This window comes from Shouchella oshimensis (assembly GCF_004375095.1).
GTDB classification, from domain to species: Bacteria; Bacillota; Bacilli; order Bacillales; family Bacillaceae_D; genus Shouchella; species Shouchella oshimensis.
In genome coordinates this window covers 734,819-749,692 of record NZ_SNUX01000003.1, presented here as the reverse complement: position 1 = coordinate 749,692, position 14,874 = coordinate 734,819, and the positions used below count along the sequence as shown (strand labels likewise).

Annotated in this window: 13 protein-coding genes; 5 read left to right on the top strand and 8 right to left on the bottom strand. The window is 39.1% G+C overall.

What is annotated here, in order from left to right; translation table 11 throughout:
* Positions 1-51 precede the first annotated feature (51 nt).
* A complete protein-coding gene (locus E2L03_RS14735; RefSeq protein ID WP_038479476.1) occupies positions 52-1,305 on the bottom strand; it encodes an extracellular solute-binding protein in 1,254 nt (417 codons plus the stop codon).
* A 606-nt stretch (positions 1,306-1,911) separates the two neighbouring features.
* Here E2L03_RS14735 and katG point away from each other — a divergent pair.
* The gene (katG, locus tag E2L03_RS14730) at positions 1,912-4,137 is read left to right on the top strand and encodes a catalase/peroxidase HPI (RefSeq protein ID WP_134259493.1); all 2,226 of its coding nucleotides are present in this window, start codon (positions 1,912-1,914) and stop codon (positions 4,135-4,137) included.
* Positions 4,138-4,575: 438 nt separating this feature from the next.
* On the opposite strand, the gene nhaC is transcribed toward katG, so the two are convergent.
* A complete protein-coding gene (nhaC, locus tag E2L03_RS14725) occupies positions 4,576-5,949 on the bottom strand; it encodes a Na+/H+ antiporter NhaC (protein ID WP_038479473.1) in 1,374 nt (457 codons plus the stop codon).
* A gap of 261 nt (positions 5,950-6,210) precedes the next feature.
* On the opposite strand from nhaC, the gene E2L03_RS14720 reads away from it, so the two are divergent.
* Together E2L03_RS14720 and E2L03_RS14715 are read left to right on the top strand one after the other, a co-directional pair.
* Complete coding sequence (locus E2L03_RS14720) at positions 6,211-7,656, top strand: NAD(P)H-binding protein (protein ID WP_055735887.1); 1,446 nt, start codon at positions 6,211-6,213, stop codon at positions 7,654-7,656.
* A gap of 39 nt (positions 7,657-7,695) precedes the next feature.
* A complete protein-coding gene (locus tag E2L03_RS14715) occupies positions 7,696-8,031 on the top strand; it encodes a metal-sulfur cluster assembly factor (RefSeq protein ID WP_095150156.1) in 336 nt (111 codons plus the stop codon).
* 25 nt (positions 8,032-8,056) lie between these two features.
* Here the strand turns inward: E2L03_RS14715 and E2L03_RS14710 are convergent, their stop codons facing one another.
* From E2L03_RS14710 to E2L03_RS14700, 3 genes are all read right to left on the bottom strand, one after another.
* On the bottom strand, positions 8,057-9,109 hold the full coding sequence (locus E2L03_RS14710) for a P-loop NTPase family protein (RefSeq protein ID WP_134259491.1): 1,053 nt from the start codon (positions 9,107-9,109) through the stop codon (positions 8,057-8,059).
* 10 nt (positions 9,110-9,119) lie between these two features.
* Positions 9,120-10,079, bottom strand: coding sequence for an acetamidase/formamidase family protein (locus E2L03_RS14705; RefSeq protein ID WP_134259489.1), 960 nt, complete (start codon positions 10,077-10,079; stop codon positions 9,120-9,122).
* 187 nt (positions 10,080-10,266) lie between these two features.
* Positions 10,267-11,205, bottom strand: coding sequence for an ATP-grasp domain-containing protein (locus E2L03_RS14700; protein ID WP_038479458.1), 939 nt, complete (start codon positions 11,203-11,205; stop codon positions 10,267-10,269).
* Between the two features lie 91 nt (positions 11,206-11,296).
* On the opposite strand from E2L03_RS14700, the gene E2L03_RS14695 reads away from it, so the two are divergent.
* Positions 11,297-12,007 carry a 5-formyltetrahydrofolate cyclo-ligase gene (locus tag E2L03_RS14695; RefSeq protein ID WP_055735892.1) on the top strand — a complete coding sequence of 237 codons (711 nt, stop codon included), beginning with the start codon at positions 11,297-11,299 and terminating at the stop codon, positions 12,005-12,007.
* Here E2L03_RS14695 and E2L03_RS14690 read toward each other — a convergent pair whose 3' ends face one another.
* Positions 12,008-12,721 carry a DUF3784 domain-containing protein gene (locus tag E2L03_RS14690; protein ID WP_243839539.1) on the bottom strand — a complete coding sequence of 238 codons (714 nt, stop codon included), beginning with the start codon at positions 12,719-12,721 and terminating at the stop codon, positions 12,008-12,010. It abuts the gene before it with no gap.
* A gap of 189 nt (positions 12,722-12,910) precedes the next feature.
* Positions 12,911-13,633 carry a YebC/PmpR family DNA-binding transcriptional regulator gene (locus E2L03_RS14685; protein WP_055735894.1) on the bottom strand — a complete coding sequence of 241 codons (723 nt, stop codon included), beginning with the start codon at positions 13,631-13,633 and terminating at the stop codon, positions 12,911-12,913.
* A 130-nt stretch (positions 13,634-13,763) separates the two neighbouring features.
* Between E2L03_RS14685 and yxiS the strand changes: the two genes are divergently transcribed.
* Positions 13,764-14,063, top strand: a complete 300-nt coding sequence (gene yxiS, locus E2L03_RS14680) for a protein YxiS (RefSeq protein ID WP_038479446.1) — start codon at positions 13,764-13,766, stop codon at positions 14,061-14,063.
* Here yxiS and E2L03_RS14675 read toward each other — a convergent pair whose 3' ends face one another.
* Positions 14,064-14,828, bottom strand: a complete 765-nt coding sequence (locus tag E2L03_RS14675; RefSeq protein WP_134259488.1) for an exodeoxyribonuclease III — start codon at positions 14,826-14,828, stop codon at positions 14,064-14,066.
* Positions 14,829-14,874 lie beyond the last annotated feature (46 nt).

Here is a 14,874-nt window from a genome sequence, read left to right as displayed (position 1 = left end):
ACCTCCATGAAAAAGGGCATCCCTCGCTTAGTACGAGGGATTTCACTTTTGTTACAGCTCATTTTCAATCTTGTCATGTGCTTGATTTAAAGATTCTTCTGGATCAACATCATTGAGTAAGGTCTGTTCAACTGCTTCAACGACATGTCGACTAATTGACTGCCATTCGGTAATCGCTGGAGATGACTTCGCACTTTCTAACTGACCAGCAAAAACAGAAAGCTGTGGATGTTCATCAAAAAACGCATGTTCTTCTACTCCTGGAACGGCTGCAAACATTGAACCAATTCGCTGCATATGATCAAGGGCTTGCTCTTCAGAAGCCACGTGTTGCATCAATTTAAACGCTTCTTCCTTATGATCCGATCCTTCTGGAATAACTAAGATCTCACCTCCAGCAAAACTAGAAGCTGTAGACTGCGCGCCATCAGGGATTGGTGCAACGTCAAAGTTCAGCTCTGGGGCATCTCTCGGAATGGAGAATACACCCCAAGCTCCAGAAAAAGACATGCCGATATTACCAGCTCGGAATTCACTATCAATAACTTCACTTTGAGAAACAAGTGAGTAGTTGCTCATTTCTTTATAAAATTCAAGCGCTTCAATCATTTCTGGAGAATTAATCGTGCTGGCCGTTTGATCTTCATTTAAGACGTCCGCTCCATTACTCCATGCTGTAGCCATAAAATAATGCCATGTTGCTTCTGGTTCACCGGCATGAATACCAAATCCAGAAGCATCTGTATTTTCTTCTATTTGCTTCGCGTATTCGAGCATTTCATCCCAGTTTTCAGGTGGACGGTTAGGATCCAATCCTGCCTCTTCAAATAAATCTGTATTTATATACATAGCTCGTGACGACATTAGCCACGGCATGCCGTACACTTCATCTTGGTATGTAACGGTATCCCAGTTGACGTGATTGTTGTAAATCGGTTCTACTAAGTCAGATACGTTGGCAAGTACACCCTCTTCTACAAAATTGGCAAACCATGTATCCCCAAGTTCAATGACATCCGGTACCGAGTTTCCTGCAAATGCAGTAGTAATTTGTTCAAGACCGTTATCCCAAGTCAATTGACGTAGGTTAACTTGAATGTTTGGGTTCTCTTCAATAAATGAGTCAATTACTGGATTGATGGTGTTCTCGCCGTTCGGATCATCCTCACCAGTAAAAAACCAAAAATCAAGTGTAATGTCTTCATCGCCACTAGTCGTGCTTCCTTCTTCACTTCCACTATTACATGCAGTAAGCATCATGGTTAAACTACCAAACATCGCCGCATATTTTAGATATTTCTTCATCCTATTAATTCCCCCTAATTAATTTTTCCAATGGACGTATTAATTAAATGTAGGAAGACTAAGCCGTTTGTCCAGTAGAAGATGACGTAATTGTAGTTGATTCGTTTTTAATTGTCAATTAAATTTTTATTTTCTAATATCAAGCGCTTTCAGGTGGATTCTTGTATTTATTGTTTTCCGACTTTTTGATATACTAGAAATCAAACATATAAAACCTCATTCCTCTCTTTATTTTCAATTTTAATAGATCTACTCGATTCGCCTTTAATAGATAGAGAACCATTTGAAAGAATGTCACCTTTCTTATTGTCTTTTACGAAAACGATAGTCTATCAATAGTACCCTTCTTTTATCAATTATGTCTCTCACTTACTTTATTCTTTTATCCATTACTTTGTTTAATTGAAACACCTCCATTCTTCTTTCATCCTGTTTTCCTACACTCAAATGGGGCTTTACGACAAAAGATTTATAGGGATAAAAGATAATCCTTTTCAAACACAGCAAAATTTATTATAATGATTACATAATAATAATTATTACCTAATAGTTGGTTTTAGGTGATTACAGTTATTTAATTATTCTTTCACGAAAAGGAGACTGATTATGAGCGAGAACAACATTATTTCTGAAGCAAATCACTCAGGTGGAAAATGTCCATTTTTTCATGGCAGTACAACAAATACAACGGTTTCTGGTACACCAGAACGTGAATGGTGGCCAAATCAACTGAATCTTTCTATTCTTCGTCAGCATGATACGAAATCCAATCCAATGAACGAAGACTTTGATTATACAGAAGAATTCAATAAATTGGATTATCATGCATTAAAACAAGATTTACATGCCTTAATGACCGATAGCCAAGATTGGTGGCCAGCAGATTACGGTCACTACGGTCCAATGTTTATTCGAATGGCTTGGCACTCTGCTGGTACATATCGTACAGGAGATGGGCGTGGTGGTGGTTCTGCTGGTGCGCAACGTTTTGCCCCTTTAAACAGCTGGGCAGACAATGCGAACATTGATAAAGCACGTCGCCTTTTATGGCCAATAAAGCAAAAGTACGGAAATAAAATTTCATGGGCTGACTTATTGTTGTTAACTGGTAATGTAGCTATTGAATCAATGGGTGGAAAAACATTCGGTTTTGGCGGTGGTCGTGCCGACGTATGGCATCCTGAAGAAGATATTTATTGGGGAAATGAAACGGAAATGCTTGGGGATAACCGTTACTCCGGTGATCGTGAATTAGAGAATCCTCTTGCAGCTGTACAAATGGGATTAATTTATGTAAATCCAGAGGGTCCTAATGGTAACCCTGACCCTGTACAAAGTGGACGCGACATTCGTGAAACATTTGCCCGTATGGGAATGAATGATGAAGAAACCGTTGCACTTGTTGCAGGAGGACATACATTTGGAAAAGCTCACGGTGCAGGAGAAGCTGAAAGTCACGTTGGTCCAGAACCAGAAGCAGCTCCGATTGAAGCGCAAGGTTTAGGGTGGTTAAGCTCTCATGGTAGTGGAAAAGGTCGAGATACGATTACAAGTGGCATTGAAGGCGCTTGGACACAAAACCCTACTCAGTGGGATAATGGCTTCTTTGATCTTTTATTTGGCTATGAGTGGGAGTTAACGAAATCTCCTGCAGGTGCACACCAGTGGACACCTGTTAATGTAGAAGAAAAAGATCTAGCTCCAGATGCGGAGGATGCTTCTATACGAGTAAAAACGATTATGACAACAGCAGACATGGCATTACGTATGGACCCTGCTTATGAAAAGATTTCTCGTCATTTTCACGAACACCCTGATGCATTTGCTGACGCATTCGCTCGTGCTTGGTTCAAGTTATTACACCGTGACATGGGCCCTCGTGATCGTTATTTAGGACCAGAAGTACCGGAAGAGATTTTATTATGGCAAGATCCTATTCCAGCTGGAAACTACGACTTATCTGATCAAGATATTGAAGCGTTAAAACAACGCATTTTAGCGACTGACTTAAGTGTGTCTGACCTTGTTGCAACAGCGTGGGCTTCTGCTAGCACATTCCGTGGTTCAGATAACCGTGGTGGTGCAAATGGCGCTCGTATTCGTCTGGCTCCGCAAAAAGATTGGGATGTGTTCCAGAATGAATCCATTACCCATGTTCTTGCTACTCTTGAACAATTACAGCAACAAGTTGATGTGAGTGTAAGTGTTGCGGACCTTATTGTACTTGGAGGAAGTGCTGCTATTGAAAAAGCCGCTAAAGAAGCTGGCTTCGATATTACTGTTCCTTTCACCCCTGGTCGTGGAGATGTAACAGAAGAACAAACAGATGTTGAGAATATCGACGTATTAGAGGTTACTTCTGATGGATTCCGTAATTATCAAAAACAACAATTCAGTGTGTCAGAGGAAGAATTGCTCGTTGATAAGGCCCATCTATTAAATTTAACCGCACCAGAAATGACCGTATTAATTGGCGGCATGCGTGTTCTTGGTACGAATCACGATGGCAGCAAGCATGGCGTTTTCACTGAACATGTTGGGGCTTTAACAAATGATTTCTTCACAAATTTACTTGATATTGGGATCGAGTGGAAGCCTGTTAAAGGTAACGTATATGAAGGACGTGATCGAACGTCAGGAGAAGTTGTACGAACAGCAACCCGTGTAGACCTTGTTTTCGGTTCGAACTCTATTCTACGTGCGATTTCAGAAGTGTATGCTCAAGACGATAATAAAGGAAAATTTGTGCAAGACTTTGTTGCAGCTTGGACAAAAGTAATGAATAATGATCGTTTTGATGTGAAAGCAAAACAACCTGCTTTAACAAAATAAAAATAAGAGAAAAAAAGCTGTCCCATAGAGTCATTTAGACTGTACATGGGTTCAGCTTTTTATTTTGCCACGTATCTTCACTTTCAGCCTACAAACGTGCAAATGAACATACAACATGAGTGCTCCTCTTTTCCCTTATTGTTTTCAGCAAAAGAGGCTGGGACATAACGAAAAGTCGTATTTGAAAAGACGAATAGTCTAAAAGATGCTGAGTAGCACCGCTACAGAAGAATCCTTCGCTTTCCGGGGACACGGCCTCAGCCTCCTCCTTGGAAAACCGCCACTCCAGAGTCTTCAGACACGTGCTGATCCCCCAGGAGTCTTCGGATTCTCCTTCCGCTCATTTTCATATAAAACAAACGACGAACGTTCCTATTTTCAGGAATGTTCGTCATTTTGGTCTGTCTATCTACTTTTGTCCCAACCTCTATCATTCGCTTACGATTCTGTTGACTTTCCAACGCCTATTCCAAGATAGCCGAAAAGAACGGTTAAGATTGGCGATAAAAAGAGAAAAAAAGCAAAAGGAATGTAATCCATAACCGCTACACCTAATGTAGACGCAAAGAAAGCACCACTAACTCCCCACGGTATAAGTGGATTAACAAGTGTACCTGCATCTTCAAGGGTTCTTGATAAATTCTTTTTTGCGATATTCAAGCGTTCATAATGCATTTCAAATGCTTTACTAGGTAGCAAAATAGATAGGTATTGCTCGCCAGTTAACGCATTTACACTAATGGAAGAGGCCGCCGTTGCACCGATAAGATTTCCTCTATTTGATAGAAATGAACGAAAGAACTCCAATAACCCATCAATTAATCCGATTCGTTGAATTAGACTACCAAGCAAAAGTGCAATGATGACGAGGGAAATGGACCACATCATTGATTGTAAACCACCAGCATCTACAATCGCATTAATTGCATCGTTTCCTGTTTCTAAGATGAAGCCATGCTGTACAACAGTGAACCATTCACTAATAAGCCAATTTCCTTGAACAAGACCTACCGTTAACAAACCGGTTAAAATCCCTACCACAAGAGCTGGCACTGTCGGAAAGCGAATGAACGCGAGAATCACAACAATTAGCGGTGATAAAAGCGTTAAAAAACTAATGGAAAAAGACGCATCAAGTGTTGTTAGCATTTCTTGAATCCCTTCTATAGTAGTCGTTGAGTAAGAACGACCAATAAAAAAGAAAATAATTAAGGTAATGATGAAACTTGGAATTGTTGTCCACATCAGATGACGAATGTGAACAAAGAGGTCTACCCCTGTTACGCCAGACGCCAGATTTGTTGTATCTGATAAAGGCGACATTTTATCTCCGAAACAAGCACCACAAATGATAGCACCTGCAGCCATGGCTGGGTTTACTCCTAACGCTAAACCAATTCCCATCATCGCTACGCCAACTGAACCGATCGTTGTAAAAGAACTGCCAGTAAAGCTTGATACGATCATGCAAATCATAAGCGCACTCACAGCAAACCATTCTGGTGTTATAAATGTAAGTCCATAAAACAAAATAGTTGGAACCGTTCCACTCATCATCCAAACAGCAATGACAATCCCGACTAACGACAAAATAATAATCGCTTTTGTTCCGTCTGTCACGCCTTTTATCATGGCTTTTTCAAGTTGATCCCATTTAATATTAAGAAAAAGACCAATAATACTTACAACAACGAGACAGATTAATAGCGGAATATGTGGCTCAGCTTGAAAAGCTGTCATGCTTGTAATGATAAGCGCCATCATCAACGCTAGTAACAAAACAGATGAGCCAATCGATATCTTCTTTTCCATCTATTGTATTCCTCCTACTTCCCTATAAACACTTTATCGCTTTTATGCTTTTATGCAATAAAGTTACTAAGTGTTTATCTTAACGAACCTTTTTCCATTCGTCAATAGCCTTTCTTCGGTACAGTTTTCCGCAAAAAGAAAGAAATCCCTGCTTTTCCTTTATAATAATCTAAGGTTCTCTTACTCAATAGAGCCTAACCCGATTAAATATAAAGGACAGAGGGTATAACAATCGTTAGCACATGTAAGGAGGAAACGAATATGGCAAACAAACCAGTCATTGCGATAAGTGGCGCTAGTGGCTATATTGGAAAGAACTTAATGAATCAATTGAAAGATAAGGCCCATATTATCGCTTTGTCTCGCTCCATAGAACACAAGGAAAATACTAATGATCTCACATGGAGACAAGCCGATTTATTTTCTCTTGGCGATGCAGAATCTGCTTTAGAAGGAGTGGATTACGCTGTCTATCTTGTACATTCCATGTTGCCATCCGCACGTTTAACACAAGCAAAATTTGAAGATATGGATTTTATCCTTGCTGACAATTTCGCTCAAGCTGCTTCGAAAAATAATGTCAAACAAATTATTTATTTAAGTGGCATTCTACCTGAAAACGAAAAAGAGCTTTCACGACATTTAGAAAGTCGTCGTGAAGTAGAGATGGTTCTTAACGCTTACAATGTCCCTGTTACGACCGTACGTGCTGGCCTCATCGTTGGACCTAGTGGCTCCTCTTTTCCAATTGTGAAGAAATTGGTGAAACGGCTTCCGTTTATGGCGCTTCCAAAGTGGACAAGACAAAAAACACAGCCAGTTGCGTTACCAGATGTTCTCCATGCTTTAGATGGATCCATTGGTAACGAAGACGTTTCTGGACGTTCGTTTGACGTTGCTGGTCCTGAAGTAATGACGTACCGAGAGATGATGATCGAAACGGCTGATGTAATGGGTAAAAAACGCTCTATGCTAAATGTTCCTTTTATGTCTGTTAAGCTATCAAGATTATGGGTATCAGTAACAACAGGAACGCCAAAAGAAATGGTGTACCCGTTAATTGAAAGTTTAGTTCATCCAATGGTTGCTGAAGCGTCACGTATGCATCCAGATCTTAGTTACGGTAAAACAACTTTTCGCGATGCTGCTCTCGCTGCAATTGAAGAAGAAAATAAACAATCAAAAAAGCCTACTACGAGAAAGAAAAAAGAAGCCAAAACGATTGCCGACGTCCGATCCATTCAACGTGTACCGCTTCCAGAAGACCATAGTGCTGAGTGGTTAGGTCGTTATTATTTACAATGGCTAGAAAAACAAGGCCGCCCTTTTCTCAGCGCCAAAAGTGACCAGCCCGACAAAACATCCATTTATTTACTGAATAAAAAACTGCTTGAGTTCACTTATGCTAAAGAACGAAGCCATAAACAACGCGCCCTTTATTATATAACAGGAGGCGCCTTCGCTAATGTTAATGCTGAACCCGGTAGAGGTCGAATGGAATTTCGCAAAATTCCATATAAAAATGAATGTATGATTGCTATTCATGAATACCAACCTTCACTCCCGTGGATCCTTTATACATTGACACAGGCGAAAATGCATATTTGGGTTATGTTTTTATTTAAACGGCATTTACAACGGATGATTAGAACAAATCTACTCCTTTCAGAAACACATGAGCAGTTTCTTTTAAATCGTCCTAAATGATTGCTATACTAGAAGTATACTGATTTCGGAGGTGTTTTTATGCCGACAGAACAAGAGTTAAGAGAAACAAAAGATCGTGTGATGGCTGAGCTCGAAAACGTCATCGACCCTGAACTCGGCATTGATATCGTCAATTTAGGTCTTGTATACGATGTTCATTTAGACGAACACGTTAATGCTGAAATTGAGATGACGCTAACGGCTATGGGCTGTCCCTTAGCAGGAACGATTGTATCAGATGTTAAAAACTCTCTTAAAGAACTTCAAGAATTAGGTGAGCTTGGCGAAGTTGAAGTCAACATTGTTTGGAGCCCACCTTGGACAAAGGATAAAATGTCTCGATATGCGAAGATTGCATTAGGCGTTACCGACTAACCGAACAAGCGTAGTCTCAATTCGACTACGCTTGCTGTTTATCCCCTTCTAAAGAACCTCTATTTGTAAAATGCGAGAGAGGAAGATGATTCCATCTTCCTGCAAGAATTTCTTTTATATCTTTCATCGCAGTCGAATGAGGTACCGTCTCTCCTTCTTTTTTCGTATAAAGCTCAGCAATATAAAACGGTTGAGTAAAGAAAGCCTCCAGTCGTTCACCTTTCTTAAAATTACTCTCTTCTTCCTTAGGTAAAAACTCGAACCCTTTTTGTGAATATAAGATACGCATCTCTCGGTATCGGCGTATGTATTTTTGAACTTGCTTTTGAACACTTAAATCTTTTGACTCATTTAAACTCTCATCGGAAAATGAAAATAGTGGATGGATAGCTGGATAATATTTTTTTGCAACTAGCTCCATATCAAAACTCCATATCATATCTAATGGTCCAAATGGCAAATCTTCATCAACCGCTTCTCCTCTTAAATCCACTAACACAACCGTTAAACTTTTTAAATTTTTAGCTGTGTCATGTTCTTTAATGTAAGTTAAATCACCAGCAAGGACATGTGCTCGATCCATAAGAATAATAAGATCTTCATCAACAAGATTTTCATCTATTAATTCAACCGCACTTTCTTTAGAAGATGCTAGCATTTCAGATTCATTATGAACTTCCATTAACCCAGGAACATTATCGGAGGAATGTAAAAGCATCGTCTTAAATCCTTGCTTTTTTAAACGTAGAAAAACTTCCGCCACTAAGATAAGCTGCCCCATCTCTTTACGAGCTAAAAGCCCTATTACACTCCCTTTTTTTAGAGGAGCAAAAAAATCAATAGCTTTTATTCCAGTTTCCACCAAATTTAATTTATCATCAGATAGTACTAAATCATCTAGAAGACAGTTTACCAAACTTGCTAACTTTACAAGGGTCTGAACTTCCGCTTTTTCAAGAGGAATTTTTCCAGTACATAAGTTAGATACCGTGGCAGGCCGTAAACCGACTTCTTTTGCAGCAACTGTTAAATTCGGTACTTTTTTTCGCAATAATGCAACATTTAAACGCAAATTCATATTCTCAGTTTTATACCTTCCTCAACTTTTCCTTTATTAACGATGCGTGAACACCTTTTTTGCCGTTTACAATTTGTGTAATGCTCAAATTAACGGCTAAAGATCCCCACAAACTTGCTTCAACTTTTGTCATCGAATATAGTTCTTGCATCCATTCTAACATATCATTCAATGCTAACCACATCGCTTCTTCTAGGTCTTCGTGAAATGCTAATGTGATATACTCGTCTTTCGTTACTATCCTAGGCCTTTTTAAAGATTGGCTTTTTAGTACATTTATTTGAAGGTGAATCTTGTCCATAGGACACTCTAGTGCCGGTCCACTAATTTCACCATTACCTTGAACTGCATGACCATCTCCAACAGATAAAAGTCCACCTTCTACTTCAATTGGCAAATATAACGTACTTCCTTTTCCTAATTCTTTACAATCAATGTTTCCTCCGGTTTCTCTAGGAATAAAGGTAGAGTGAAATCCTTTTTCTTTAGGGGGCATTCCAATAATACCTATGAAAGGAGAAATGGGGATAGCCCTATCGAATAACCCAAATTGGCTTTTAGCTATCATTTTATCAAGATCTAAGTGAAAGTCATATAAAACTTCTTTTTGTTCCTCAATAGCTAAACGTTTATTCCATTCACTTTTAAAGCCCCCTGCTGAAGCCCATCCCCAATCAGATGGTTTTAACTCAATAATTTCCAGTTCAAGCACATCCCCAGGCTTCGCACCTTCAATCCATACTGGATCAGTCAATGCATGTCCAAAAAAAGGTGCTTGTTTTTCTGGTAGTAAGTCTGTCCAGCGTTTCCTTGCATCTCCAGCTGATTTACGCTTTTCTTTTCCCCAACCAGAGTCTAATGTTTTAAAAACTATCTGGTCACCTGATTGAATCGACAGCACTGTTTCCAAATCGCGATTAAATGCATTATGAAGTGATTCTTTACTCGGGTTTACATAATGAACAGTCATAATAACCTCCTTTTACTTTATAGAGTAATTTTAATTACTTATAAAGTCAAATATTTTCTGAAAATAATAAGTTTTCATTACGTTTTTTGCTTGATCTCTTAATCGATTACCATTTATTATTAAATAAGCATCAAAAAAACTTGTTAATAAAACCTCTAATGAGAGATTCTACTAACAAGCTAGTCGTTTACGTGCATGATTTAGCATGTGTTACTGTTTTTTGTAAAAACTTCGCTATTTCTAACATCCCATATTGGTCTGCTCGCTCCTCGGCTTCTCCATTGTAGTTCGTATTAGTATTAATGTCATACGTATAGAAAACACCATCTTTATCTTTGATGCATTCAATCCCTGCTATTTGAATGCCATTACGCTGAAGAACGCGTTTATAATCTTTAATAAAAGGTTCAGAAAAAGTTGGATCGATCACAAATTTTGAACTTGGCTCTTCTCCCACTGGACAGTAAAGATTTTCAATAGAGCATGCATCGGCTGGACATAGTTCAAAGCCGTCAGACGTGTTCACTTTCACAGCATAAATGAATTCACCACCAACAAATTCACATCTAGTAATATACGGCTCTTCTGATTCAATATATTGCTGCAACAATGTGATGCCATCAACAGGTTCTTCAAATGCATCACTATCAAGATACGTTCTTAATGCTGCTCTTGATTGAAACAACTGCACACCAAGTCCTTTTCCAGCTCGATTGTGCTTTGTAATAAAGGGCTCATTTTCAAATGCTTTGCTTGCTTCAAATAACGGTTCTTTTCCTACTGCCACAATTGTTTTTGGTGTTTTTATGCCTTCCTTCTCCAATTCTACATACTGAACAACTTTACTTAATTCTAATCGCAATGCACGCGAATCGTTAATGACCGTTCGACCATACTGCTCTAGCCAGACGAGTACAGCGCTAGTTAGTTCTGGTGCAAATCGATGACCTCGTGTATGGGACGATGCGCTCATACGATTATAGAAAATCCCTTCAGGTGGTTCCTCTTGCAGGTTAATGGAACCAGAAGATAAGTTCCAGTTCTCGTATGGGGCACCTAATTCTTCTAGCCGATTAAACAATGGCGCTGACCATTCTTCATTTTCATGAATGACATAAATCTTCATCTAGTAGTCCCCTTGCTATTCAGGTTTAGTTTGTATACAGTTATGATAGCAATTACAACTAAACGTGACAATAAAAAGGTGCTGTATTCCGATGAATAAACAAGAAATTAGAGAACAAGTTTGGGAACAAATGATGGATGAAAAAGTAGCACGTTTTCCTTTTCCTATTAAAGGACGTATTCCAAACTTTAAAGGCGCTGAATCTGCTGCAGAGTGGATCCGTCAAACCGATCTTTATAAACAAGCATCCATTATTAAAGTTAATCCTGATTCTCCCCAACTACCATTAAGAGCAGCCATTTTGGCTGATGGGAAGATCTTATTTGTGCCCACACCACGATTAAAAGATGGCTTTATTCAAGTGAAACCAGAATGGGTTCCACCAAATGAATACCGAAAAGCAGCTAGTTTAACGCATATAAAATCGTATGGAAAAGTCATTCCCCTCAAGGATTTACCCCAAATCGACTTGATGGTAATGGGCTCTGTTGCTGTTGATCGAAAAGGACGTCGCATTGGCAAAGGTGCCGGATATGCAGATCGAGAATATGCTATCCTAAGAGAACTTGGTCAAAAAGAAATGCCTGTTTTTACAACGATTCATTCCTCACAGTTAATAGAATCGGACCTCCCACTCAATCCATATGATGTTACGATGGACTACATCGCCACAGAAAAAGAACTTATTCCAATCCACAGCACTCATCCTAAGCCGACTGGTATCTTATGGGATCAAGTACCTGATTCTGATTTATCCGATATGCCTATTCTACAAGAATTAAAGACGCTAAAAAACAGCTGACTATCGTCGGCTGTTTAATGCTTCATACCACTCATCTAATTGTTTATTTGACGGTGCATTAACGTAAATTTCTTGATCTTGAAACTGCAAGTGTAAGTAGTCTGACTCTGTTCCTTCTTTAAAGACTAATACTCGTTCTCTGTCATGTTGTCGTCGAAAATGGCCTTTCGACACATCTAGTGTACCGATACCATTTAATCTTGTCATAGATGGGCGCTCTTTTATTTTTTCAACACTGACAAGCTCAGTAATTGGCCATTCTGAACCGTAGGGACCAGTAATTTCAATTGAATCGTCATGTATGAGTAAATCATGCGTTTGTGCTCCTATGAAAAAGACGCTCCCGGCAATGATCATCGTGACCGTTGTGATCCCACCATTTATTAAAAAAGCACGCTTACGCTTTTCTTCCACTTCATATCGTGACAAATAAGTTAATCCACCAAGGAGAGACACTAAATAAATAAGCAATTGGAATGGGAACGCTCCTGGAACAGATAGCAAAACAGGAATGAGTAAGAGCAGAAGCAGTACACTCGTCCATAGCACGAGAATGACTTGCTTTCGCGGCAAACCGTTTTCTAACAATTTCTCCTGATCTTCTTTACTTCTCGTTCCAAAGCTTGATAAATACTGATATTTTTTTGTTTTTAGTAAAACGATACTAAAAACAATCATTAGGATTCCAACAACACCCATAATCGTTCCATACACTACCAACCTTCTCACCCCTCTTTTTAAACGTCTTCTACGAACGAATAGGCTGATTTGTTTCAAAAGTACCTTACAATGGGAAGCAATAGTTGTTTTTTACATTTTTGTGCCGCAAAGTCCATTCCCTTCCATAAGAAAAAACTCGTGAACACTTCGGTTACACGAGTTTTTTTATCATTAGTAAATGGCTTAGTCTTCACGTAAAGCGACGTTATGATAGACTTGCTGAACATCTTCTAAATCATCTAATGCATCAATTAATTTTTCAAGCTGTTTCTCGTCTTCTTCCTCTAAAGATAATTCTGTTTGTGGTAGCATAGAAGTCTCAACGAGGTTAAATTCATTCACACCTGCTTGTTTTAACGCTTCTTGAACAGCTTGAAGTTGATCTGGTTCAGCATAAATGATAATAAGATTGTCCTCTTCTATAATATCTCTCGCGTCTAGGTCTGCCTCAAGTAAAAGTTCCAGTGTTTCATCTGCTGTTTTGCCTTCAAATGCTATGACTGCTGTATGGTCAAACATATAGGAAACCGAACCGCTAACGCCCATATTTCCTCCATTTTTCCCAAAAGCAGCACGTACATCAGAAGCTGTACGGTTTACATTATTTGTTAATGCGTCAACGATTAGCATCGAGCCATTTGGACCAAAGCCTTCATATCTCAACTGATCATAATTTTCATCAGCGCCACCTTTTGCTTTTTCTAGCGCTCGCTCGATTATTGCTTTCGGAACATTATAGGTTTTAGCTCGTTCAAGTACAACTTTTAACGCTTGATTGGCTTCAGGATCTGGCTCTCCTTGCTTTGCGACAACATAAATTTCGCGTCCAAACTTTGCATAAACTTTACTCGTATTGGCATCTTTTGACGCTTTTTTTTCCTTAATGTTATTCCATTTACGACCCATGACCTGTCACTCTCTTTCTTCTTAAAGTTCCTTTTTATTATAACGCAAAAGTAGAATTGTGCGTAGATTGCTTTCTTCCTCCCTTTTTATCCTCTATAATCACTTTAAGAAGATAAATGGAGGCGAGAACATGCATGATCAGTCAGAAACAGCCAATCATATTATTAAAAGTTATCAGCAAGATGAGCAGATGATGATTCTAGTTTTCTCTCAGTGGTGTATAAATAATGACTACGATCCGGCTGCCCTTTATAGTGAGGCTTATCCAGAGCAAGGAAACAATCACGAACTGAAACAAGCACTGGCTTTAACTGTATCAAAAGAGGAATCAAGCCCTATCGCAACAGAAACAGTAATCAATCTTCTACAGGTTTTTGGCAATGAAGACCTCGCTTATCTCGTCCAAACTTATAGTGAAAAAGGAAGCTAATTAGTTGCTTCCTTCTTTTAATTCTAATCCGACTGGACAATGATCACTACCCATGATTTGTGAGTAAATAACAGCATCCTTTAATTGTGGAGCGAGGGTTTCATTGATTAAAAAATAATCAATCCGCCACCCAATATTCCGCTCTCTCACTTTTGCCATATACGACCACCATGTAAACGATTCATCATCTGTTGGGTAGAAATAGCGATAGGAATCAATAAATCCGTGACTTATTAGTTCTTCTAGCTTGCCACGCTCTTCCGTTGTAAAACCTGCGTTTCCAATGTTGGCACGATCATTTTTTACATCAATTCCTTCTCTAGCAACGTTTAAGTCGCCGCACAAGATCACGGGCTTCTGCTTCTGCAGTTGATCAATATAGGCATTTACCTCTTCTTCCCATTCCATTCGATAAGAAAGCCGGCTTAAATCCCGTTTTGCGTTTGGCGAATACATGGTTATTAAGTGAAATTGCTCATATTCAAGAGTAATAACGCGCCCTTCATCGTCTTGGAAATTCTCCCCTAATCCGTAGTGAACCTTTAAGGGTTTGTGCTTTGTAAAGATAGCAGTGCCAGAATACCCTTTTCTCTCAGCGTAATTCCAGTACTGTTCATAGCCCGGTAGGTCAAGCTCTAACTGTCCTTCTTGCATTTTAATTTCTTGTAAACAAAAGAAATCCGCATCCACATGATAAAAAAAATCGAGAAACCCTTTTTTTACACATGCGCGAATACCATTCACATTCCATGAAATAAACTTCATTCCTTAACGCCTCTCCTCTTCTATGTAAAAAAGACTGCTTTATTAG

Bases quoted from the DNA above. Each gene is read 5' to 3' on its own strand.
- E2L03_RS14735 (WP_038479476.1), bottom strand. From the start codon at position 1,305: ATGAAGAAATATCTAAAATATGCGGCGATGTTTGGTAGTTTAACCATG.
- katG (WP_134259493.1), top strand. From the start codon at position 1,912: ATGAGCGAGAACAACATTATTTCTGAAGCAAATCACTCAGGTGGAAAA.
- nhaC (WP_038479473.1), bottom strand. From the start codon at position 5,949: ATGGAAAAGAAGATATCGATTGGCTCATCTGTTTTGTTACTAGCGTTG.
- E2L03_RS14720 (WP_055735887.1), top strand. From the start codon at position 6,211: ATGGCAAACAAACCAGTCATTGCGATAAGTGGCGCTAGTGGCTATATT.
- E2L03_RS14715 (WP_095150156.1), top strand. From the start codon at position 7,696: ATGCCGACAGAACAAGAGTTAAGAGAAACAAAAGATCGTGTGATGGCT.
- E2L03_RS14710 (WP_134259491.1), bottom strand. From the start codon at position 9,109: ATGAATTTGCGTTTAAATGTTGCATTATTGCGAAAAAAAGTACCGAAT.
- E2L03_RS14705 (WP_134259489.1), bottom strand. From the start codon at position 10,079: ATGACTGTTCATTATGTAAACCCGAGTAAAGAATCACTTCATAATGCA.
- E2L03_RS14700 (WP_038479458.1), bottom strand. From the start codon at position 11,205: ATGAAGATTTATGTCATTCATGAAAATGAAGAATGGTCAGCGCCATTG.
- E2L03_RS14695 (WP_055735892.1), top strand. From the start codon at position 11,297: ATGAATAAACAAGAAATTAGAGAACAAGTTTGGGAACAAATGATGGAT.
- E2L03_RS14685 (WP_055735894.1), bottom strand. From the start codon at position 13,633: ATGGGTCGTAAATGGAATAACATTAAGGAAAAAAAAGCGTCAAAAGAT.
- yxiS (WP_038479446.1), top strand. From the start codon at position 13,764: ATGCATGATCAGTCAGAAACAGCCAATCATATTATTAAAAGTTATCAG.
- E2L03_RS14675 (WP_134259488.1), bottom strand. From the start codon at position 14,828: ATGAAGTTTATTTCATGGAATGTGAATGGTATTCGCGCATGTGTAAAA.